Origin of the sequence: Clostridium sp. MSJ-8, assembly GCF_018918325.1 — a bacterium.
Taxonomy (GTDB): Bacteria; Bacillota; Clostridia; order Clostridiales; family Clostridiaceae; genus Clostridium.
Window position 1 is genome coordinate 25,079 of record NZ_JAHLQH010000050.1, and the last position, 22,451, is coordinate 47,529.

General features: G+C 29.4%; 21 protein-coding genes. 11 read left to right on the forward strand and 10 right to left on the reverse strand.

What is annotated here, in order from left to right:
• The first annotated feature begins 41 nt into the window (after nt 1–41).
• The gene (locus tag KQI77_RS11870) at nt 42–689 is read left to right on the forward strand and encodes a DUF421 domain-containing protein (RefSeq protein WP_216390652.1); all 648 of its coding nucleotides are present in this window, start codon (nt 42–44) and stop codon (nt 687–689) included.
• Between the two features lie 44 nt (nt 690–733).
• Nucleotides 734–1,114, forward strand: coding sequence for a DUF4363 family protein (locus tag KQI77_RS11875; protein ID WP_216390653.1), 381 nt, complete (start codon nt 734–736; stop codon nt 1,112–1,114).
• 61 nt (nt 1,115–1,175) lie between these two features.
• Here the strand turns inward: KQI77_RS11875 and KQI77_RS11880 are convergent, their stop codons facing one another.
• Complete coding sequence (locus tag KQI77_RS11880; RefSeq protein WP_216390654.1) at nt 1,176–1,496, reverse strand: DUF1540 domain-containing protein; 321 nt, start codon at nt 1,494–1,496, stop codon at nt 1,176–1,178.
• A gap of 310 nt (nt 1,497–1,806) precedes the next feature.
• Here KQI77_RS11880 and KQI77_RS11885 point away from each other — a divergent pair, with 310 nt between their 5' ends.
• The 7 genes from KQI77_RS11885 to fba all read left to right on the forward strand — a co-directional run bounded on the left by KQI77_RS11885 (nt 1,807) and on the right by fba (nt 9,788).
• Nucleotides 1,807–3,024 carry an argininosuccinate synthase gene (locus KQI77_RS11885; RefSeq protein WP_216390655.1) on the forward strand — a complete coding sequence of 406 codons (1,218 nt, stop codon included), beginning with the start codon at nt 1,807–1,809 and terminating at the stop codon, nt 3,022–3,024.
• Between the two features lies 1 nt (nt 3,025).
• Nucleotides 3,026–4,414 carry an argininosuccinate lyase gene (gene argH / locus KQI77_RS11890; protein ID WP_216390656.1) on the forward strand — a complete coding sequence of 463 codons (1,389 nt, stop codon included), beginning with the start codon at nt 3,026–3,028 and terminating at the stop codon, nt 4,412–4,414.
• 140 nt (nt 4,415–4,554) lie between these two features.
• Entirely contained in the window at nt 4,555–5,775 is a 1,221-nt protein-coding gene (gene argJ / locus KQI77_RS11895) for a bifunctional glutamate N-acetyltransferase/amino-acid acetyltransferase ArgJ (RefSeq protein WP_216390657.1), read from the forward strand.
• Nucleotides 5,776–5,795: 20 nt separating this feature from the next.
• Complete coding sequence (argB, locus tag KQI77_RS11900) at nt 5,796–6,650, forward strand: acetylglutamate kinase (protein ID WP_216390658.1); 855 nt, start codon at nt 5,796–5,798, stop codon at nt 6,648–6,650.
• Between the two features lie 12 nt (nt 6,651–6,662).
• On the forward strand, nt 6,663–7,817 hold the full coding sequence (locus KQI77_RS11905) for an aspartate aminotransferase family protein (protein WP_216390659.1): 1,155 nt from the start codon (nt 6,663–6,665) through the stop codon (nt 7,815–7,817).
• Nucleotides 7,818–7,830: 13 nt separating this feature from the next.
• Nucleotides 7,831–8,757, forward strand: a complete 927-nt coding sequence (argF, locus tag KQI77_RS11910; protein ID WP_216390660.1) for an ornithine carbamoyltransferase — start codon at nt 7,831–7,833, stop codon at nt 8,755–8,757.
• A gap of 167 nt (nt 8,758–8,924) precedes the next feature.
• Nucleotides 8,925–9,788: a class II fructose-1,6-bisphosphate aldolase gene (fba, locus tag KQI77_RS11915; RefSeq protein ID WP_216390661.1), complete on the forward strand. Its 864-nt coding sequence runs from the start codon at nt 8,925–8,927 to the stop codon at nt 9,786–9,788.
• A 71-nt stretch (nt 9,789–9,859) separates the two neighbouring features.
• On the opposite strand, the gene KQI77_RS11920 is transcribed toward fba, so the two are convergent.
• Both KQI77_RS11920 and KQI77_RS11925 read right to left on the reverse strand, forming a co-directional pair.
• The gene (locus tag KQI77_RS11920) at nt 9,860–10,291 is read right to left on the reverse strand and encodes a MarR family winged helix-turn-helix transcriptional regulator (RefSeq protein WP_216390662.1); all 432 of its coding nucleotides are present in this window, start codon (nt 10,289–10,291) and stop codon (nt 9,860–9,862) included.
• A gap of 19 nt (nt 10,292–10,310) precedes the next feature.
• Nucleotides 10,311–13,940, reverse strand: coding sequence for an AMP-binding protein (locus KQI77_RS11925; protein WP_216390663.1), 3,630 nt, complete (start codon nt 13,938–13,940; stop codon nt 10,311–10,313).
• Nucleotides 13,941–14,172: 232 nt separating this feature from the next.
• Here KQI77_RS11925 and KQI77_RS11930 point away from each other — a divergent pair, with 232 nt between their 5' ends.
• Nucleotides 14,173–14,655 (forward strand): hypothetical protein, encoded by a 483-nt coding sequence (locus tag KQI77_RS11930; RefSeq protein WP_216390664.1) that lies wholly within the window; start codon nt 14,173–14,175, stop codon nt 14,653–14,655.
• 34 nt (nt 14,656–14,689) lie between these two features.
• Here the strand turns inward: KQI77_RS11930 and srtB are convergent, their stop codons facing one another.
• Nucleotides 14,690–15,472 carry a class B sortase gene (gene srtB, locus KQI77_RS11935; protein ID WP_216390665.1) on the reverse strand — a complete coding sequence of 261 codons (783 nt, stop codon included), beginning with the start codon at nt 15,470–15,472 and terminating at the stop codon, nt 14,690–14,692.
• Between the two features lie 12 nt (nt 15,473–15,484).
• Nucleotides 15,485–16,192, reverse strand: a complete 708-nt coding sequence (gene deoD / locus KQI77_RS11940; RefSeq protein WP_216390666.1) for a purine-nucleoside phosphorylase — start codon at nt 16,190–16,192, stop codon at nt 15,485–15,487.
• A gap of 168 nt (nt 16,193–16,360) precedes the next feature.
• Between deoD and KQI77_RS11945 the strand changes: the two genes are divergently transcribed.
• On the forward strand, nt 16,361–16,912 hold the full coding sequence (locus KQI77_RS11945; RefSeq protein ID WP_216390667.1) for a class IV adenylate cyclase: 552 nt from the start codon (nt 16,361–16,363) through the stop codon (nt 16,910–16,912).
• Nucleotides 16,913–16,973: 61 nt separating this feature from the next.
• Here the strand turns inward: KQI77_RS11945 and KQI77_RS11950 are convergent, their stop codons facing one another.
• From KQI77_RS11950 to pheA, 5 genes are all read right to left on the reverse strand, one after another.
• A complete protein-coding gene (locus KQI77_RS11950) occupies nt 16,974–18,353 on the reverse strand; it encodes an MATE family efflux transporter (RefSeq protein WP_216390668.1) in 1,380 nt (459 codons plus the stop codon).
• A gap of 668 nt (nt 18,354–19,021) precedes the next feature.
• Nucleotides 19,022–19,861, reverse strand: a complete 840-nt coding sequence (locus KQI77_RS11955; RefSeq protein ID WP_216390669.1) for a prephenate dehydrogenase — start codon at nt 19,859–19,861, stop codon at nt 19,022–19,024.
• A 59-nt stretch (nt 19,862–19,920) separates the two neighbouring features.
• A complete protein-coding gene (locus KQI77_RS11960) occupies nt 19,921–20,436 on the reverse strand; it encodes a shikimate kinase (RefSeq protein ID WP_216390670.1) in 516 nt (171 codons plus the stop codon).
• A gap of 15 nt (nt 20,437–20,451) precedes the next feature.
• Complete coding sequence (aroE, locus tag KQI77_RS11965) at nt 20,452–21,261, reverse strand: shikimate dehydrogenase (RefSeq protein ID WP_216390671.1); 810 nt, start codon at nt 21,259–21,261, stop codon at nt 20,452–20,454.
• Between the two features lie 43 nt (nt 21,262–21,304).
• The gene (gene pheA, locus KQI77_RS11970) at nt 21,305–22,444 is read right to left on the reverse strand and encodes a prephenate dehydratase (protein ID WP_216390672.1); all 1,140 of its coding nucleotides are present in this window, start codon (nt 22,442–22,444) and stop codon (nt 21,305–21,307) included.
• Between the last annotated feature and the right edge of the window lie 7 nt (nt 22,445–22,451).

Genomic DNA, 22,451 nt, shown 5'->3' on the forward strand with positions numbered 1-22,451 from the left:
AACATATTAACAGGAAATCCTATTAATAAGAGGTGATTTTTTTGTTAATTGTTTTTATTAGGACCGCTATACTTTATTTAGTGGTTGTATTTGTAATGAGACTTATGGGCAAGAGACAGATAGGCGAACTAGAACCTTATGAACTTGTTATAACTATGATGATATCAGACTTAGCGTCACTACCTATGCAGGATACTAGATTTCCACTATTATTAGGTATTGTTCCTATTGTAACATTGCTTATGCTTAAGCTCTTCCTTACCAAGATTCAACTTAAGTTTCATTGCTTGCGCAGAATAATAGATGGAGAACCAACTATACTTATACATAACGGAAAACTAAACTATGCCGCATTGAAGAATCAACAGATCAATATAGATGAGTTATTTGAAGAGCTTAGATTATTAGATTATTTTGACATTGATAATATTGAATATGCCATACTAGAAACTAATGGCAAGATCTCTGTATTACCACGTGATAATTCTAATGCTCATGTTAAACTTCCTAGAATAATCATTTCAGATGGTGTAGTTATTACAAGAGAACTAGATTATATGAATAAAGATACTAAATGGCTTAATACCTTATTACATAATCACAACATATCCTCTCCTAGTGATGTTATGATTGGATTATTTAACACTAAGGGCGAATTTAAATATCAATTATTCACAAATGATAAATAGAATCTAGCATTCCTTCACTATATTATAAGAAAGTAGGCTATAATATGAAAACAACTATAACATCTTGTTCATTATTCTTAATTTTATTAAGTTTCATCATATATTCTGATTGTAGATTCAATAATTTATGCAATAATATTGATAAACAATGTAATGAAATAATAGAATACATTAAAGATGACAACTACACAGAAGCATATACACAAACCACAGAAGTAATTAATCAACTAGATAATTCTGACCTTATTGCGTCAGTATATATAAACCATAATGACTATGATATTATTAATATAGAGGCTCTTAGACTCTCAACTTATTTAACCTCTGAAGATAAGTCTAATTCATTAACAGCTGCTTATCTACTAAAAAAATATACAAAAGATATAAACGACCTAAACAGCGTACATATCAAAAACATATTTTAGAAATATTTATATAATAATATAGGTTGTAATGCTACTATTCTAACATTACAACCTATTATTATTAATCACACTTGCACTTAAAGGTATCACAACAAGTATCTCTATTATCACTAGCACAATCTCCACATATGTGTATACTGCTAGCATGACAATGACAATTATCATTGTAAGTACAATTCTCAGCATTGCATCCTATCTCTGATTCTAGTGATGGTTCAGAATTAGAATTAATAAAAGCTCCTTCTGTTTGTTCTATAAAGCTATTACAGCAAGTTCCTGTACTTCTAATAGCTTCTTCTCCACCTACTTGAATATTATCTAAGAAACATAAATTCTTCTTGTTATATGCACAATTATCCACACCACAATTCAATTGTGTCATAATAAAACACCTCCAAAATAATTAAAACTTACATTTTTTATTATTCCCCTAACTGAACTTTTTATTCATTTCAAATTTATATAATTAATAATTAGCAACATTTATTGTATATAAAAAAAATAACATTTTTATAATCTCAAATTCATTTATAAATTAAATACTTACCTGTTGTTAAGCCACTTATTGCCAAAATAAAATCACATAATTTTTTTACACAGATTTTTATTCATAGTGTTGCATAATTATTCACTTGGTTGTATAATTGTATTCAGTTAGAAATTTAAGGTAGTGACGAGAGGAGCTTATTGTTATGGAAAAAATTAATAAAGTTGTTTTAGCATACTCAGGAGGATTAGATACTTCAGTTATAATCCCTTGGTTAAAAGAAAATTATGGATGTGAAGTTATTGCAGTTGCTGGTAACGTTGGACAAAAATCAGAACTTGCAGGTCTTGAAGAAAGAGCTTTAAAATCTGGTGCTTCTAAAATATATATAGAAGATTTAACTGAAGAATTCGTTAATGATTATATATTCCCAACACTAAAAGCAGATGCAGTATATGAAGGAAAATATTTATTAGGAACTTCATTTGCTAGACCAATTATTGCTAAGAGAATGGTAGAAATAGCAAGAAAAGAAGGAGCTAATGCTATATGTCATGGTTGTACTGGAAAAGGAAATGACCAAGTAAGATTTGAATTAGCTATAAAAGCATTTGCACCTGAAATGAAAATAATAGCACCATGGAGAGAATGGGAAATTAAATCTAGAGAAGAAGAAATCAAATATGCTTTAGATAGAAAAGTTCCAATAAAAATTAGCTATGAAACAAACTATAGTAAAGATATGAATTTATGGCATTTAAGTCATGAAGGTTTAGATCTTGAAGACCCAGCTAATGAACCAGATTATGCAAAGATATTAGAATTATCTAAAACATTAGAAGCTGCTCCAGACAAAGCTACTTACATCACTCTATCATTTGATAAAGGAATTCCAGTAGCATTAAATGGTGTTAAAATGGACGGAGTTAAATTAATCGAAGAATTAAATAAAATAGGTGGAGAAAATGCTATAGGTATTATAGATATGGTAGAAAACAGACTTGTTGGTATGAAGTCAAGAGGTGTGTATGAAACTCCAGGTGGAACAATTCTTTACTATGCACATAGATCATTAGAAGAATTATGTTTAGACAAAGAAACTTTCCACTACAAACAACAAGTTGCATTAAAATTTGCTGATATAGTATACAACGGTTTATGGTATTCTCCATTAAGAGAAGCATTATCAGCATTTGTTGATGAAACTCAAAAGACTGTAACTGGTGATGTTAAACTTAAATTATACAAAGGAAACATGGTTAACGCAGGTACTACTTCTCCATATTCATTATATAGTGAAGAATATGCTACATTTGGTGAAGATGCTGTTTATGACCAAAAGGATGCTGCTGGTTTCATAAACTTATTTGGTCTTCCAACAGTTGTACAAGCAAAAATGAAAGCAGCAAAAGGTGATAAATAATATGAAATTATGGGGCGGACGTTTTAAAAAAGGAACAAACGAATTAGTTAATGACTTCAATTCTTCTATAAATGTTGATTCAAGAATGTTCATAGAAGATATTGAAGGAAGCCTAGCTCATGTAAAAATGTTAGGTAAACAAAATATAATTCCTGCTGATGCAGCAAAAAAAATAGAAGATGGTTTAAATGAAATATTAACTCGTATGGAAAATGGAGTTATAGATATTGATCCTACTTCTGAAGATATTCATAGTTTTACTGAAGGAACTCTTACTTATTATATTGGTGAATGTGGTAAGATGCTTCATACAGGAAGAAGTAGAAATGACCAAGTAACTTTAGATTTAAGACTATACTTAAAGAAGGCAAACAAGGATATGCAAAAAAATATCCTTGCCCTTCAAGAAGTTTTACTTGCTAAGGCAAAAGAAAATGTTGATACAATAATGCCTGGTTATACTCATATGCAAAAAGCTCAACCTATCACTCTAGCTCATCATTTATTAGCATATGCTGAAATGTTTAAAAGAGATATAGGAAGATTACAAGATGCATATAAGAGAACTGATGAAATGCCTTTAGGTTCAGGAGCACTTGCTACTTCTACATATCCTATAGATAGAGAATTTGTAGCAAAAGAATTAGGTTTCTCAAAAGTTACTATGAATAGCTTAGATTCAGTATCTGATAGAGATTATGTAATAGAAACTCTATCTGCTCTATCTATGATTATGATGCACTTATCAAGATTCTCAGAAGAAATAATTCTATGGTGTACAAATGAATTCCAATTCATAGAATTAGATGATGAATATAGTACAGGTAGCTCAATTATGCCACAAAAGAAAAATCCAGATGTTGCTGAATTAATAAGAGGTAAGACTGGTCGTGTATATGGAGATCTTATGACATTACTTACTGTAATGAAAGGAATTCCACTTGCATATAACAAAGATATGCAAGAAGATAAAGAAGCATTATTTGATGCTCTAGATACTGTTGAATTAGCAACTAAGACATTTACAGGAATGATAAACACAATGAGAGTAAATGTTAGCAATATGAGAAAGGGAGCTGCTGGTGGATTCACTAATGCAACTGACCTTGCAGATTATCTTGTTAAAAAAGGAATGCCATTTAGAACAGCTCATGGTGTTGTAGGCGAAGCTGTCCTATATTGTATAAAAGAAAATAAAGCACTAGAAGATTTAACTATTGAAGAATTAAAGAACTTCTCAGATATTATAGAAGAAGATGTATTTAAGGCTATTGATCTAGTAACATGCGTAGAAGAACGTAAAGTTTTAGGTGGTCCTTCATCTGATTCCATAAAGATTCAAATAGATGCTCTAGATAAGTTTATAACAGAAACTAAAGGTAATCTATAAAATATTTAAATCTATATAAAGTGCTACTCTAGTACAAGCCAAAGGTGATAATTCATTTTTTGAATATTATCTTTGGCTTCAATGAAAAAAAGAGTAAACTTTCTTTCAGCAAATTGTTGTTTAAATAAGGAGGTAAATATATGAACTACAAAGTTATAGACGGAAACGTTGCTTCTGCTAAAGGCTTCTTAGCATCTGGTATGAATTGTGGTGTTAAAGAAGGCTCTACTAAAAAAGATGTAGCGTTAATATATTCAGAAGTTCCTTGCGTTGGAGCTGGTATGTATACAAATAATAAAGTAAAATGTGCTCCTATATATGTTACAAAGGAACATTTACAAAATAGTAAGGCTCAGGCAATCATAGTTAATAGCGGAAATGCTAATTGTTGTACAGGACAACAAGGTATAGATGCTGCAAAAGATATAGCTAAATGTGTAGCAGAAAACTTAAAATTAGATGTTAATGATGTACTAATTGCATCTACTGGCGTTATAGGAGTTCCTCTAGATGCTGAAATCATAAAAAAAGGTGTCCCTACACTAAAGGAAAAATTATCTAAAGTAGGTTCTGATGCTGCAGAAGCTATTATGACTACTGATACTGTAAAAAAAGAATGTGCAGTCACATTAACTTTAGATGGTAAAACAGTAACTATAGGAGCTATTGCAAAAGGTTCTGGAATGATCGAACCAAATATGGGGACAATGCTTTCATTTATTTCAACAGATGCTAGTATAAGTGCTGATATGCTTAAAGAAGCTCTAAAGGAAGTTGTTAATGTAAGCTACAATAGAATAAGTGTAGATGGAGACACTAGTACTAATGATACAGTATTAATATTAGCTAATGGTCTTGCTGAAAACACTACAATTTCAGAAAAAAATAATGACTACAATTCTTTTGTTGAAGCATTAAAATATGTAACTATTACTATATCTAAGATGCTTGCAAAAGATGGTGAAGGTGCTACAAAATTAATTGAATGTACAGTAAACGGATGTAGAAATGACCAAGAAGGTGTTGTACTTGCTAAAAGTGTTATAACATCAAGCTTAGTAAAAACAGCAATGTTCGGTGCAGATGCTAACTGGGGACGTATATTATGTGCTTTAGGATATTCTGGTATTGATTTTGATCAAGAAGCTGTTGATGTTTACTTTGAGAACGAAGAAGGATCTATTATTGTATGTAAAAATGGTGCTTCTGTAGATTTTGATGAAGACTTTGCGAAAAAAATATTATTAAAATCAGAAATAACAATAAGAATAGAAATGAATTCAGGAAATTGTTCTGTAACAGCTTGGGGCTGCGACTTAACATATGATTATGTAAAGATAAACGGAGATTATAGAAGTTAATTTTTTAGGGGGAAAGTAAAATGAATCTTACCGATCGTGCTAATATACTCGTTCAATCATTACCATATATACAAAAGTATAACGGTAAAATAATAGTTGTAAAATATGGTGGAAACGCAATGATAAGCGAGGAACTTAGAGAAACTGTTATAAACGATATAGTTTTAATGAAATGTGTAGGTTTTAAACCAGTAGTTGTACATGGAGGTGGTCCTTATATCTCTTCTTTCTTAAAAAGATTAGGTGAGGAAAGCAAATTCATAAATGGTTTAAGATACACTGATGAGAAAACAATAGAAACTGTCCAAATGGTTCTTGGTGGAAAAGTTAATAAAGACCTAGTTGCTCTTATAGAAAAAGCTGGTGGAAAATCTATTGGTTTATGCGGAATGGATGGATCACTATTAAAAGCAAAAAAATTACAAGGTCCTGTTGACTTAGGATATGTTGGTGAAGTTACTGAAGTAAATACTGATGTAATAAATATGGCATTAAATTCAGACTATATCCCAGTTATCGGTAGTGTTGCTCTAGGGGAAGATGATAATAATCTATACAATATAAACGCAGATACATGTGCTGCCAAGATTGCTTCTGCCCTAAAAGCTGAAAAATTAATTCTTCTTACTGATGTTTCAGGTGTTATGAGAGATCCTAACGATCCTGATTCACTTATTTCAGTATTAAGATTACATCAAGTACCAAAACTAACTTATGAAGGCGTAATAAAAGGTGGTATGATTCCAAAGATTGATTGTTGTGTTGAATCTATACGTATGGGTGTTGAAAGAGCTCATATAATAGATGGACGTGTCCCACATTCATTACTACTTGAATTATTCTCAAATGAAGGTATAGGTACAATGATATATTAGGAGGTAAATATAATGGAAAATTCTCTTATGAATACTTATGCTCCACTTGCACCAATTATAGAAAAAGGTGAAGGAACATATTTATTCGATACAGAAGGAAATAAATATTTAGATTTAACTAGTGGAATAGGAGTTAATTGTTTAGGTTATAATAATAAAAAATGGACTGATGCAGTTGAGAAGCAAATACATAAAGTTCAACACTGCTCTAACATATTTCTTAATCCAACTACTGTAGAATTATCTAACAAGATAACTAAACTATCTAACATGTCTAAGGTATTCTTTGCGAACTCAGGTGCTGAAGCTAACGAAGGTGCTATTAAACTAGCTAGAAAATATAGTTTTGACAAATACGGCAAAGGAAGAAGCACTATAATAACTCTTAAGGAATCTTTCCATGGTAGAACTATTACTACTCTTAAGGCAACAGGTCAACCAGAGAAGTTCCACAACTACTTCTTCCCTTTTACTGAAGGTTTTAAGTATGTTGAAGCTAACAATGTTCAAGATCTTAAGGACAATATAACAGATGATGTATGTGCTATTATGATGGAAGCAATTCAAGGAGAAAGTGGAGTTACTCCATTATCAGATGATTTTGTAAATGCTGCTTATTCTATAGCAAAAGAAAAAGATATATTACTTATATTTGATGAAGTACAATGTGGTTTAGCTAGAAGTGGTAAACTATATGGATATAATTATTATGATGTAGAAGCTGATATAATCTCTCTTGCGAAGGGATTAGCAGGTGGTTTACCAATAGGTGCTGTATTATGTAATGAAAAATTATCTAATACATTTAAGCCTGGAGATCATGGCTCTACATTTGGGGGTAATCCTGTTTCTTGTGCTGCTGCTATTGCAGTTCTAGATACTATCGGAAACGAGAACTTCTATAAGAGCGTTGAAGAAAAAGGTAACCTTATCAAGAAACTTATAACAGATGCAAACTTAGATCAAGTTGTTGAAGTTCGTGGTCGTGGATTAATGATAGGTATCCAAGTAAAATGTAACCCTTCAGATATTCAGAAAAAATCCGTAGAAAAAGGTGTTTTAGTATTAACTGCCGGAAAAGATGTAATTAGACTATTACCACCTCTTACAATTTCTGAAGAAGAAATTAAATTCGGTATAGAAACACTTATTGAATTATTGAAGTAATCAGGAGGTTTTCATGAAACGAGATTTATTAAAGATGGATGATCTCTCAAAGGAAGAGATTTCAGAGATTCTTAATCTAGCAGACCAACTAAAATACGAACTAAAACACGGAATTTCTCATGAGATACTAAAAGGCAAAACATTAGGAATGATATTTGAGAAAAGATCCACTAGAACTAGGGTATCATTTGAAACAGGTATGTATCAATTAGGTGGTAATGCACCTTTCTTAAGTATACATGATCTTCAAATAGGTCGTGGAGAACCTATTGAAGATACTTCTAGAGTTCTATCTAGATTCGTTCAAGGAATTATGATAAGAACTTATTCACAAGAAGAAGTTGAAAAATTAGCAAAATATGCTACAGTTCCAGTTATTAATGGCTTGACAGACATGGAACATCCTTGCCAAGTTCTAGCTGATTTAATGACTATAAGAGAATACAAAAACATAATTGAAGGATTAAAGGTAGCTTATGTAGGTGATGGTAATAACATGGCCCACTCTCTTATAATTGGATGCTTAAAAGTAGGAATGAATTTATCTATAGCATGTCCAAAGGCATACCTACCTAAAGAAGAATATATAACTAGAGGAAAAGAGCTTGCAGCTATTGAGAATACAACTTTTGCTATATGTGATTCTCCTATAGATGCTGTAAAAGACGCTGATGTTGTAATTACAGATGCTTGGATTAGTATGGGACATGAAGATGAAGCAGATAATAAAATAAAAGCCTTTGAAGGATATCAAGTTAATGAGAAATTATTATCTTATGCAAAATCTAACGCAATGGTACTTCATTGTCTTCCAGCTCATAGAGGCCAAGAAATATCTGCAGAAGTTCTAGAAGAACATGCTGATGAGATATTTGACGAATCAGAAAATAGATTACATGCTCAAAAAGCAGTACTTGTAAAACTTATGAAAAACAATTAAGTTTTTTTAATTAGTTCTTTGCAATTTAAGAAATAAAAGTTATAATAGTAGTGGAACTTATATTATCCCTTGTGGACTATATATGTCCCACTATAAAACTTTTATACTTTTGTATAAACTCAGATACATTTTGTATCTAAATATATTATAAATTGGAGGTTTAGTTTATGTTAGTTTCAGCTAAAGAAATGTTAAACAAAGCTAGAGAAGGAAAATACGCTGTAGGTCAATTTAACATCAACAACTTAGAATGGACAAAAGCTATTTTATTAACAGCACAAGAAAATAATTCACCAGTTATCTTAGGAGTATCTGAAGGAGCTGGAAAGTACATGGGTGGATACCATGCTGTAGTTGGTATGGTTAAAGGATTAATGCAAGACTTAAACATCACTGTACCAGTTGCTCTACACTTAGATCACGGCTCATATGAAGGAGCTTACAAATGTATCGAAGCTGGATTCTCTTCAGTAATGTTCGATGGTTCTCACTATCCAATAAACGAAAACATCGAAAAGAGTACTAAGATTATCGCTGATGCATCTGCAAAGGGAATCTCTGTAGAATGTGAAGTTGGATCAATCGGTGGAGAAGAAGATGGAGTTATCGGTGCTGGAGAAGTTGCTGATCCTAAAGAATGTAAATTAATAGCTGATTTAGGAGTAACTATGCTTGCTGCTGGAATCGGAAATATCCACGGAAAATATCCTGCAAACTGGAAGGGATTAGACTTCGAAGCTCTTGAAAACATCAAGAAAGAAGTTGGAGATATGCCATTAGTTCTTCACGGTGGTACTGGTATCCCTGCAGATATGATCAAGAAAGCAATATCATTAGGAGTTGCTAAGATCAACGTTAACACTGAATGTCAATTAGCTTTCGCTGCTGCTACAAGAAAATATATAGAAGCTGGTAAGGACTTAGAAGGAAAAGGATTCGACCCTAGAAAACTTCTTGCTCCTGGTTTCGAAGCTATAAAAGAAACAGTTAAAGAAAAAATGGAATTATTCGGTTCAATTAACAGAGCTTAATTTCCGCAAACTTAAGAGGACTTGTTAACATAACAAGTCCTCTTTTTTTACTTTATAGAAAATAATATTGTTTATTGTAGAGAAATATCTCCAGAATAAGAAAGTACTACTTTTAATAATCTTATTAATTCTTTAGTATCATCTTGACCTAAAATCTTAAATAATCCTTGATATTCATTTCTTATATATTTTCTTTTCTCTTCTGCTTCTATTCGTCCATTATCAGTAATAGATACAATAACCCTTCTTAAATCATTCTCATCTCTAAAACGTCTTATCATACCTTTAGCCTCTAAGCTCTTAAGTATATCAGTCATTCTTCCAGGAACTACATGTAATTGTTCTGTTAATGCTCCTGCACTTTCATTATTCTTAACATATGCAAGATATCTAAGAACTCCATACTCTCCCCTTATACTATCTTGAACTGTTCTGTTTATCTTTCTATTTAAAAGCTCTGCTAATAAATTATATAATTCTTCTCCTAAGTTTTCCTCTGTCATAACTTCCTCCATAAATATATTAATTAATTTTATTTATAACTGAAGGTACTAACATCTTTGAACATTTCTCTTCTATATAGTTCTTCAATGCTTCTATATCTATATCATGAATAAGCTTTATATCAGCTATTAAGCTCATTTCATTAATATTCTTATCATAACATAAATAACTATCTGCATATTCGATACCATTATATTCTAGTAATGTATCATTTAAACTCTTCAAATCATAATATTTACGTCCATGAATTCCATCTGTTAATACAACTTTACCACTATTTTCTAAAAAGTCAACTGATCCATCCTTTAATATTCTTGCAATCTTATTAGTTCTATATAGCGTACCAATTCCATACGGATTCTGAATCTCTTCATCATAATAAAATGGTTTATAATCCATTATAAATAATCTACCATAAGCACCATATGGTTTCTTATTGTATTCATCATCTAAAACATATACCTTTATAGGTAAATCTTCATCTAAATTGTTATCTACTAGATTATCTCCTAACTCCCTATTTAAAATTGAAACAGTTGTATAGAAATGTTTAGGAAATACTTCTTGAGGTAAATAATTCTTTAATCTCCTTACAGATCTCTCTTGCATAATTCCAATTAATATATTTTCATAACATTGTAAAAATATCTCTAACTGCTCTCTATCAAACCTATTTTCATAATATCTCAATTCTGTATAATATCCTTTATCATCATACATAACCTGCATATGAAATGGTAGAGAATCTAACTGTAGTTTAATTTTTTCTACTTCTGCATCACCTATTTTATTGATGTTTAATATATCTCCTTGGAATTGAAAGAACATTTCTCCTTCACGTGGTGCTGCTACAAAACATTGCATAGTGTTCATTATTTGCTTACTTGTTTTCTTTAGTAATTCTATTACTCTCTCATGAGGTACTTGTGTATAACGACAATAATAAGTAAGGAATAATGGTCCTGCAAGTCTAGTCCATCTACTATCAGTTCTTCCACTATGAATACTGTTGCTAAACACATCCTTTTCATCACTAAATAAACTTATACAATAATTAAAAGCTGTAAGGAATATTACATTCTCAGATATTCCATTCTTCTTACAGAAATTAATTACCTCTTCTCTTACAATATTATTAAATCTTTTATTAATTACAGAATTTATTTCTTTTAAATACTCTCCATTGTTTTTCTTATTTAGGATACTTCTATTTAACTTTATACCCTTTAGTAAATTATCAAAGTACTCTAGATTCTTAGGTCTAATACCCATCTTTTCTCTATTCTGCTCTTCTAATATATATTCATAGAAGGTATAGCTTTCCTTTTCTACAGCCTCACCACAATATATCTTATTAACATCTTCTAATAAGATATTCATAGTTATACCATCTCCCATAATATGAGCAACATCAAAAAATAAATACTTAGCTTCTTCTGTTTTAAACAAATATATATGAAATAAATTATCATCTTCTGTATATGCATAAGGAACTAATATCTCTTTTAATCTATCTTTCCATTCAGCTTCTGTTAAATTAATTATAGGAATATCTATAACCCTAGAATCATCTCTATATACACTATATCCTTTTTCACCTAACTTGATTATAGCCTTTAATCCTGGATGAATATCTATGGTCTTCTCTATAGATCTTTTTAATCTCTTCAAGTCAACACTATTACTTAATTTAAAGGTAAAAGGAAGGTTGCCAGTAGTATTTCCTTTTATTATATAGGCAAAGTATTTTTGCATACCAGTAAGAGGATATACTTCTCTTTTACTCAAATCTAAATCATATTTTTCTCTTTGACTATTTAAATAATTTTCTATCTTTAATATAGTATTATTTTCTAGTAAATCATTGAAGGTTATAACTTTATTAAGTTTATTATGAATTTCTTCTATTAATAATACACTGCCTAATGAGTCCAATCCAAAATCATATATATTCTCATCTATTCCAAATAATTTATTACCAACTAGCCCTCTTATTATGTCATATAACTTTTGTTGTAATTCTGTTTCAGGCTTACGAATGCTTTGTAATTTCTTTTTATCTGATATCTTTTTATCAAAAAATTTCTGACGAATTATTTTCTTAGATGAAGTTTTTTCAAATGGCTCTGTTCTAATAGTGAATTGTGATATCTTTTGATATGAAGGTAATTCCTTATTATGTTTATTGATTATTTGCCTTAATTCATCCTCTATATCATCAACATTAGATACTGATGCATATTTATAATTAGGATATATTTCTGCTGCAATAACATCTTCAGCTCCATATACTAAGATTTCTGATATAAGTAATTCTCCATCAAATATATTCTCAATAGCTTCTGGAGAAACATTCTCTCCATTACTAAGAATAATCAAATTCTTCTTACGTCCTGTCAAATGCAAGAAATTTTCCTCATCAACAAATCCTAAATCCCCAGTTCTCAAATATCCATCTTCTGTTATAACCTCTGCTGTTTTATCAGGCTCTTTATAATACCCCATCATTACAGATGGACTTTTAACTTGAATTTCTCCATCAACTACTCTAACACTACACCTATCTACTATTCTCCCAACTGATGAAAGCTTATCTAATCTACTATAATCAGGTACTGAAATCTTAGGAGAACACTCTGACATTCCATATCCCTGACCTATAACTATTCCTAAATCTGCATAATTCCTTGCTAGTTCTTCTGATAGATATCCACCACCACTTATTATTTTGTGCAAATTAGCTCCCAGAACCTCTTCTTTAGCTTCTTCTTTTGTCATAAAGGGATTTTGTTCTAATGTAATTGCTATCTTATTGTATAAAACCTTTGCCATCATAGGAACTACTCGAATTGCTGTTGGTGCAAATAGCTTGATAGAATATAGCATCTTAGATAATTCATTATTTATGCACAATATATTTCCATATCTTACAACCATAAGAACATCGCCATTTATACAGAAAATATGATGAATAGGTAATACATTAAGAAATACTTGAGTTCCTGGCTTCTCTTTTTCATTACTACAAAAAGCATTATCTATAAGATTCCTATGAGATAACATAACTCCTTTTCCTCTTCCTGTAGTTCCTGAAGTAAATATGATTATTGCACATTCTTCTTCCTGAACATCTGATACATATTCATATCCTCTATATCTATCTAAAATATTTTCTACGCACTCTATATGATTAACATCTTGCATACATATATATTCATCTATTCTAGGACATCTCTCTTTTATAATGTCTATATGAGAATTATGTTCCCAATCATAAAATATTACATCAACATCTGAACGATTAATATAATCTACAAGTGTCTCCTTTGGAAGATTAACATCTAATGGAATTGCAACAGCACCAGTTCTAATTATTCCAAAAAATGATACTAAAAATTCATAACTACATTTACCTAGTATTGCAACATGAACTTTATCCTTTTTCTCTTTGTTCTTATTATTAACCCACGATGCTATAGCACTACTATCAATTAATAAATCTTCATATGACTTTTCATAAATTATCTCATTTTTTTCGTAACGTAAAAATGGATTGTCACCATATAACCTTCCTGCATTTTCTATTAAATCATTAATTGTTCTAGTATTCTCTAATGTCATCTCTTGTTTCATTGTTTCTAAAATCATAATTGTTCCCCCTTTTATAACCACTAATTTTAAGAATTTTATTTCGCAATACGAAACATTACTTTTCTTATTTCCTTAAAATTACATATATATTATATATTAAAGCATTTTAGTTCGCAATGCGAAATATTATTTTTATTTACTTTTTATTATTAAATTGTTCTTAATTTGACTGAAATAATACTATAATTTATAATTTTGTTATACATTTTCTGTTTGAGGGGGAGATACGATGTCATCATTTGAAGATGAAGATTTAATAACTAGAGAAGAGTTAGAAGCTTTTATTGGTCCAACTTCCAAGAAACCTTTTTATCAAAAAGCTTTAGATAATTATCTAAAGAATCCAAGTAAACCTAATTGGTGTTGGTCTTCATGTATCTTTAGTATATTTTGGTTTGCATATAGAAAAACCTTATTACCTTCTATATTGCTAGCTTTTATTTATTTTGTACTAGCTACTGTAGTACCAATTCAATTTTTAATTCCTATATTATTAGTCATATTTGTTGCTATAGGATTATTTGGTGTTAATTTATACCTTATCTTAGCAGAAAAAGATATTAAAAAGATAAAACATTATCACATGATGTCTTCTGAAGAAGATACATTAACTGCAATTACTAAAAAAGGTGGAATAACATTCTATTATCCTTTATTCCTATATTTAATATTGCTTGTATTCTTCCTTGCTTTTTCTGCAAAATTATTTTAAAAAAACTCGGCTTACACAGGTTAGCCGAGTTTTTTTAATTTATCAATCTAGCATGAATTAGATATCTACCATCATTAACCTCATAAGAACATGTTGATAATGTTATTATCTTATCATTAGCTGTAAATTCAGCAGTATCTCTAGTATATGCTGATTTTTGTTTTAATCCATTTAGATATTCTATATACTTCTCATCTGACTCAAACCCATATTGATACGGATCATTATTAACCTTCTGCCAATATGCAGAAAATATCTCATATTTATGAACTCCATCCTCAGTTACTATATATATAATTTTATTATTATCAAAGAATTCTTTATCTTTAAAGTTCACAAGTGATCCAAACATACTTCCATCCTTCATATTATGTCCATGAATTATAGTATTTCTTGCACTCTTAAAGGGTTCTTCTATTTCAGATGCTACAAAAATACATCCTCCACCATTATATTCCTTGTAGAAATTATGGTTTAAATAATAATCATTATCTTTTGTTTGTACTATTGGATAATCCACATTTGTATTAGGTATGTATATCCATCCAATAAAATCACTATTAATCGATTTTAATTTATCATAATCTTCTTTACTGAATGTATATTCATCTTCTTTATTCTCTACCTTCTTAGGTCTATATTCCTTTACTTCATCATATACTTGTTTATTATCATGATATTCCTTCCATATTGTATATAACTTATATCCAGATATCAAAAATACAACTAATGCAATAATAAAAATTATTCTACTTGTAGTTATTTTTTTATTTTTAGATTCTTTTTTTATCTTATTATTTTCTTCGCTTCTATTCATATTTCCCCCATATTATAATGCTAATTCTAATGCTATCTCCATCATATCTGTAAAGCTCTGCTCTCTTTCTTTAGGTGATGTTTCTATTCCTTTAAACACATGATCTGAAATAGTTAATATAGATATTGCTTGTATATTATTTTTAGCTGCTAATGTATATAACTCTGCTGTTTCCATATCTATAGCAAGAACACCATAATCAGCCCATAGCTGTGCTGATACACCTGTATCATCATAAAATAGATCTGAAGACAAGACACTGCCGACCTTCACAATAGCACCTCTCTCAGTTGCTATATTATATGCATTATATAATAGATTAAAATCACTTGTAGGAGCATAATCCATGCCCTTAAATCTTCTTTTATTTATAGCCGAATTAGTACAAGCACTCTGTGCTAAAACAATATCTCTTACGTTAACTTTATCACTTATTGAGCCAGCTGAACCTACTCTTATTAATCTCTTAGCATCATATTCATTAATTAATTCATTTACATATATGGAATGTGATGGCATACCCATTCCTGTACCTTGTACTGATACTCTCTTGTCCTTGTAAGTACCAGTAAAACCATACATTCCTCTAACTTCATTATAGCATATAACATCTTTTAAATAATTATCTGCTATAAATTTAGCTCTTAGGGGATCCCCTGGTAATAATACTGTATCTGCAATATCTTCTTTTTGATTAGCCATAATATGTAAATGCTTCATATTAAAATCCTCCTATAAATATCTTTTTTACGTTATTATATATTATATAATATTTTTGTCTACATTGTTATTAAGAAAGAGTTATTTTATTTTTATCATTGTATTAAAGTTACATTTATACTACTATATAATAGTAGATATTTTTGTATTTTGAAGGAGGTTTTTCTTTTGAAAGAACTAGAAACAAGAATTATCGATATAGATGTTGCATCTATTAGAAAAATTCTTATTGATAATGGAGCTGAGAAGATAAAAGAAGAGAATCAAGTTAATGATATTTATGATTTTGAAGATAGGAGTCTTTTAGCTCAGAAAGGTTATGCAAGAATAAGAACAGTTCATAATCTTATGGATAATTCAACAACTTATTATATGACAACCAAAAAGCTATTATCACAAGACACTTTCAAGGTAATGGAAGAAAATGAAACAATTATATTAGACAAAAAAGCTGGTGAAGGAATATTTAATTCTCTAGGACTTATTCAATATCAATCTATCTCTAAATATAGAGAAAGCTACAAGCTAGATATAGGGCTTGTTGAAATAGATATAAATGATAAAAACTTCTGTCCTTTTCCATACATTGAAATAGAAACAGATTCAACAGAACATCTTGAACGAATAGTGTCTTTACTACACTACAACATGAAAGATACTACCTCAAAAACCATATACGAATTAATCGATGAATATAATTCACGTCAACAACAAGAATAAATATTAAAATAAAGGCGTCATAGTGATTTATTTCACTTAACGCCTTTATTTTATTCTATATTTATTTTTCTGCTAAATCAACTGAAAGTTTATGAGATGGCCTATATATAAGCAATGCTATAAAAATAAGCACTGCAGTTATAGAAAGACTAATAGGATATGCCATCATAATTGTCTTAAATGTCCTTTTCATTGGAAATACAGTATATATCCATACAATTCTAACACCACACACTCCTATAATTGTTAAAATTGCTGGCACAAGTGATATTCCAAATCCTCTTAAATATCCAGACATAAGTTCATATAGCATACTAAAAGTATATGCTGAAAATATCATTATTAATCTAGTATATCCAATTTCAATAACTTGAGGATTATTATTAAAAAGAGCCAACAATGACTTTCCTACAAGAAGAACAATAATTATAGCTGATGCAGATGCAATTGCATCTTCAACTAAACATAAAATTAAAGTTTTTCTACATCTCTTCATATATCCTGCACCATAGTTTTGTCCAACAAATGTAGCACAAGCTTGACTAAAAGAATTCAATACATAATAAGCAAGTATTTCGATATTAAAAGCTGCACTTGATGCTGCAATAACATTAGTTCCCAAACTATTAATAGCAGATTGAATAACTATATTAGCTGCAGCAAAAACTGCACTTTGAATTCCAGCTGGCAAACCAATCTTAATAATTTTCTTAAAACTCTCTTTGTCTATTTTTAGATTATTCATCTCTATATGAATTACCTTATCTGTTTTAAGTAATTTTATAAATAGTAATATTGAACTTACTACATTTGCAATAACTGTTGCTATTGCTACACCATTTACATTCATTTTTAAGACAATAACAAAAAATAAGTTAAGTACTACATTTAATACACCTGAAATTGCAAGAGCTTCTAGAGGTACTTTTGTATCTCCAATACTTCTAAAAATTGCTGATTCAAAATTATATAAAAGTATTGCTGGCATTCCAATTAAATAAATTCTAATGTAACTTAATGCATATGGAAATACATCTTGTGGTACATGTAGCATTCTAAGTAATTGAGCAATTCCTAATTCTCCTATTATAGTAACCAATATTCCACCTATAAGAGCCATCATAATAGATGTCTGAACTGCTTTATGAATTGTTTTCTTATCATTACGTCCTACTGTATTGGCTATTACAACATTAGCCCCCAAAGCAATACCTATAAAAAGGTTTAAAATAAGCCCTATAATAGGACTATTGGCTCCTACTGCTGCAACTGAAACTGTACTGTTTTTGCCTGTAAAGTTACCAACCACCGCTATATCTGTTGCATTAAATAACTGTTCTAAAATTCCTGTAGCTGCTACTGGAATAGCGTATCTAGGTAGTTTACTCCAAATAGGTCCATGTAACATATCCATCTTCTTTGTTTTAGCTTTTTCCTTCAAAACTTAATCACCTAAATCCCTTATCATTATAGTTTTAACACTTATTATATTATTTTTCCCATTTTAATTATATATTTGACATTATTTTATTACAAATACTTATAATGAATTATTTATCATAATTTATAAGCATGATACTTAAAGTCCATAATTAAAATATACTAGCATTAGTTTCAGCAATTCTTACTTAAAAAATTATTGAATATATTTATTTTTGATCACTTATCTTTTCAGTTAATTAATATCAAATTATTGATTTAAGTAAATATTAATAATGAAAAATCCAATGTTATTTGATAATGTTAATATTATGATTTTCTTTTTTGTATCAATATTATTGCTTTGAATAAATCTTCATAATGAATTTTAGAATTTCTTATTATAAAAAAATTAAGGTAGCGTTTAAAATGTTGTACTGTTTGAACTTTAGTGAGTTTACAACATTTAGCTACCTTAATTTTTTTATAGTTAGAAATACTTAATGAAATTATGCTATTTATGAAAACATATAATATTGATACTAATAATAAACATAATATTAATCAAACCAAATAACATTGGATTTTATCCACATTATATTATTTACTTAGAACACATAATTTTGATATTAATCATTGAAATATATAGTTTATCTAATAAATATTTCAATAATTTTTTGTTAGACATTTTTAATTATCTAGTTTTTCTCTTCTACTAGTTGATTTAATAAAGCACTCTACTAAAGTATCCTTATCATCATTTTTTATAGCATTTTTTATTATATCTAATTGCTTCTCAAAGTTACTTATAGATTTTAATAGGTTGTCTTTATTACCTAAGAATAAATCGCTCCATAACTCTTCATTTATGTTAGCTATTCTTGTTAAATCTCTATAACTATCACCTATAAAGCTTCCTGTATCTCTATTTTCGTCATCACTATTTATAAGTGCTACAGCCATAGCATGTGGTAATTGAGAAGTATATCCTATCATTTCATCATGATACTCTGGTGTTATTCTCTTAACTCTACCGAATCCTAAATTATAAGCTAATTCTTCTATCTTATCAACATTTTCAGGTTTATTTCGCGAAATCGGAGTTATTATATAATTAGCTCCATGGAATACCTTAGCACTTGCATAATCTATTCCTTTTTTCTCTCTTCCAGCCATAGGATGTCCAAATACAAAATCAACATCATCTGGCATAATGTCTATAACATCCTTCATTATCATTTCTTTTATTCCAGTTGCATCAGTTACAATAGAACCTTTCTTAAAGTAATCCTTATTTTCTTTAATAAATCCTTTTACAAACTTTGGATATATAGACATTATAGTTAAATCTGCAGATTTTAATATAACACTACCATCTTTATATCCTTCTTTTATTAATCCTTGTTTTTTAGCTTTAGCTAAAGTATCTTCATTAGTATCTATTCCATATACATCATCATAGCCTGCTTCTTTTAAACACATTGCAAAAGAACCACCTACAACACCTAGCCCAACAATTACTATTTTCATGAAAAGTCGTTTATCACGATATATTTCTATACCTTGATCAACTTCCCCCCTTCTTAACTTTAATTAGTTATTACATTTTTAAGTTTTTTCTTGCACATATCTATAGCATCTTTGATAAATCCATCATTTACTATAGTTATATCTGCAGCACTTTTATATTTATCACATCTCTCATTATATAAAGTATATAATCTATCTTTTCCATCTTTTAATAAAGGCCTTGTAGATACTTCAACATCTTCTGCTATGTTCTCTACTGGTCTATCTATAAACACTATTATAGCTTTTTCTCTCAATATCTGAACATTTATATCTTTTTTAATTACTCCACCACCTGAAGAAATAAGTGCTCTTTTCTTAGTAACTAATTCCCTACAAGCTCTAGTTTCCCATTCTCTAAAGACATCTTCACCTTCTTCAAATAGCTCACTTACAGTTTTACCTGAAATCTCTTCTACATAATCATCCATATCATAGAACTTATAATTCAATTCCTTTGCTAGAAGCTTTCCAAATGTAGTTTTTCCACACCCAGGCATACCTATTAATACTACCTTATCTTTTACTTCATCCATATTTCTTCTACCTACCTATTTAAATAACTTTGACATTTCCACAAATATCTTATCTATGATATCCTTGTCTATTTTTTTATCTTGCCATATTTCTTCTGACTTTATAGCTTGTCCAACTAACATATATAAACCACTACATGTTACTTTATCTAGCTTTCTTCCTAATCTTATGAATTCTGTTTCTTCTGGATTGTATATTATATCTACAATGCTATCAAACTTGTTTATAATGTCTTCTGAAACTGCTGAGACACCAACCTTAGGATACATTCCTAAAGGAGTAGTATTTACCAATATGTCTCCACCATCTAATTTATTTAAGTCATCATAATCTATTAAATTAATCTTAGAATTATCATTGTTAACATTCTTATTTCTAGATACTAAATATAAATTCTTTACTCCAGAATCTAAAAGATACGCATTAACAGCCTTAGCTGCTCCACCATTACCTAAAACAACTGCAACTTTATCTTTAGTTTCTATATTATTATGTTCTAGCATCATTCCAAAACCATAATAATCAGTATTATATCCATATAACTTTCCATCTTTTAATGCAATAGTATTTACTGCTCCTATGCTCTTAGCTTCATCTGATATAAAATCTAGCTGTCCTTGAACTTCTTGCTTGTAGGGAATAGTTACATTAACACCTTTTATGCTCAATGTCTTAATAGATTCTCCTAAGCTTGATATTCTATCCTTAGGTATCTCAAATAACTTATATGCACCTTCTATGCCTAGCATATTAAAAGCCATATTATGTATTTGAGGTGATATACTATGGCCTAATTTCTCCCCTATCAACCCATAAAACTCCATATTTAACACCTCTTTATTTTAATATATTTAATTCAATACTTGCCTAACAATTAAGTTTATTCTTATAAGCACCTAATATCTTAAAATATGAAGATTCTTTTTCTATATATTCTAATGCTTTTTTAGAATCTTCACTATTTATTTTACCTTGGAAATCAACATACAAGAAATACTTCCAAGAACTATTTTTCATAGGTCTTGATTCTATCTTAACCATATTTATATTATTTTCTGCGAAATAACTTAATAACTTATATAAAGTTCCCGCTTTATCTTCTAATGAGAATACAAGACTAACTTTATCTGCATCATCACTTACTGTCATATCCTTACTTATAACAACGAATCTAGTATAGTTGTCTTCTGCAGTATTAATTCCTTCTTCTAATATGTCTAATCCATATATTTCTGCTGCTCTCTCACTAGCTATAGCTACTTTTGTTTTATCATGTGTTTCACTTATTAACTTAGCACTTGCAGCAGTATTAGAATAAGGAATAAGACTCCAATCATGTTCATTTAAGAATTCTTTACTCTGACTTAATCCTTGTGGATGAGAATATACTTCTTTTATTTCTTCTATCTTAGTTCCTTTTATTCCTACCAGATTTTGTTTAACTCTTATACATTGTTCTCCAACTATATAAAAGTTATATTTATTAAGTAAATCTAATACCTCAGCTATAGATCCTGTTGATGAATTTTCTATTGGTAATACACCATACTTTATCTCACCTTTATCTATTGCCTTAAATACATCCTCAAATGTCTTATAAGAAGAATTAGTAGATTTATCTTGGAATATTGCTAATGTTGCAGCTTCAGAAAAAGCACCTTTTACCCCTTGGAAACCAACTTTAGCATTATAATCTAAGCCTACTGTTTGTACACTTTCTTTAGCTTTATTATTTGCTTCATTTATTCTTCTATTTTGAAGTCCTCTACTTATTTCCATAATATCATTAAGAAAATCTCTAACTTCATTACTGTAGTCTTTATTAACTAAATTATTTACTGCCTTATTTAATACTTCTTCTTCTCTTCCATTTTGCAATACATTAAGCTTATTCTCTTTTTTGTATCTTGCTACATTTAATACAACATTCATTCTTTTCTCAAATAAAGTTACTAGCTCTTTATCTATCTGGTCTATTTCTGCTCTATATTCATCTAACTTGGACATATATTCT

What these genes read in the sequence shown, in the direction of transcription:
- KQI77_RS11875 (WP_216390653.1), top strand. Translation starts at nt 734, where the DNA reads ATGAAAACAACTATAACATCTTGTTCATTATTCTTAATTTTATTAAGT.
- KQI77_RS11880 (WP_216390654.1), bottom strand. Translation starts at nt 1,496, where the DNA reads ATGACACAATTGAATTGTGGTGTGGATAATTGTGCATATAACAAGAAG.
- KQI77_RS11885 (WP_216390655.1), top strand. Translation starts at nt 1,807, where the DNA reads ATGGAAAAAATTAATAAAGTTGTTTTAGCATACTCAGGAGGATTAGAT.
- argH (WP_216390656.1), top strand. Translation starts at nt 3,026, where the DNA reads ATGAAATTATGGGGCGGACGTTTTAAAAAAGGAACAAACGAATTAGTT.
- argJ (WP_216390657.1), top strand. Translation starts at nt 4,555, where the DNA reads ATGAACTACAAAGTTATAGACGGAAACGTTGCTTCTGCTAAAGGCTTC.
- argB (WP_216390658.1), top strand. Translation starts at nt 5,796, where the DNA reads ATGAATCTTACCGATCGTGCTAATATACTCGTTCAATCATTACCATAT.
- KQI77_RS11905 (WP_216390659.1), top strand. Translation starts at nt 6,663, where the DNA reads ATGGAAAATTCTCTTATGAATACTTATGCTCCACTTGCACCAATTATA.
- argF (WP_216390660.1), top strand. Translation starts at nt 7,831, where the DNA reads ATGAAACGAGATTTATTAAAGATGGATGATCTCTCAAAGGAAGAGATT.
- fba (WP_216390661.1), top strand. Translation starts at nt 8,925, where the DNA reads ATGTTAGTTTCAGCTAAAGAAATGTTAAACAAAGCTAGAGAAGGAAAA.
- KQI77_RS11920 (WP_216390662.1), bottom strand. Translation starts at nt 10,291, where the DNA reads ATGACAGAGGAAAACTTAGGAGAAGAATTATATAATTTATTAGCAGAG.
- KQI77_RS11925 (WP_216390663.1), bottom strand. Translation starts at nt 13,940, where the DNA reads ATGATTTTAGAAACAATGAAACAAGAGATGACATTAGAGAATACTAGA.
- KQI77_RS11930 (WP_216390664.1), top strand. Translation starts at nt 14,173, where the DNA reads ATGTCATCATTTGAAGATGAAGATTTAATAACTAGAGAAGAGTTAGAA.
- srtB (WP_216390665.1), bottom strand. Translation starts at nt 15,472, where the DNA reads ATGAATAGAAGCGAAGAAAATAATAAGATAAAAAAAGAATCTAAAAAT.
- deoD (WP_216390666.1), bottom strand. Translation starts at nt 16,192, where the DNA reads ATGAAGCATTTACATATTATGGCTAATCAAAAAGAAGATATTGCAGAT.
- KQI77_RS11955 (WP_216390669.1), bottom strand. Translation starts at nt 19,861, where the DNA reads ATGAAAATAGTAATTGTTGGGCTAGGTGTTGTAGGTGGTTCTTTTGCA.
- KQI77_RS11960 (WP_216390670.1), bottom strand. Translation starts at nt 20,436, where the DNA reads ATGGATGAAGTAAAAGATAAGGTAGTATTAATAGGTATGCCTGGGTGT.
- aroE (WP_216390671.1), bottom strand. Translation starts at nt 21,261, where the DNA reads ATGGAGTTTTATGGGTTGATAGGGGAGAAATTAGGCCATAGTATATCA.
- pheA (WP_216390672.1), bottom strand. Translation starts at nt 22,444, where the DNA reads ATGTCCAAGTTAGATGAATATAGAGCAGAAATAGACCAGATAGATAAA.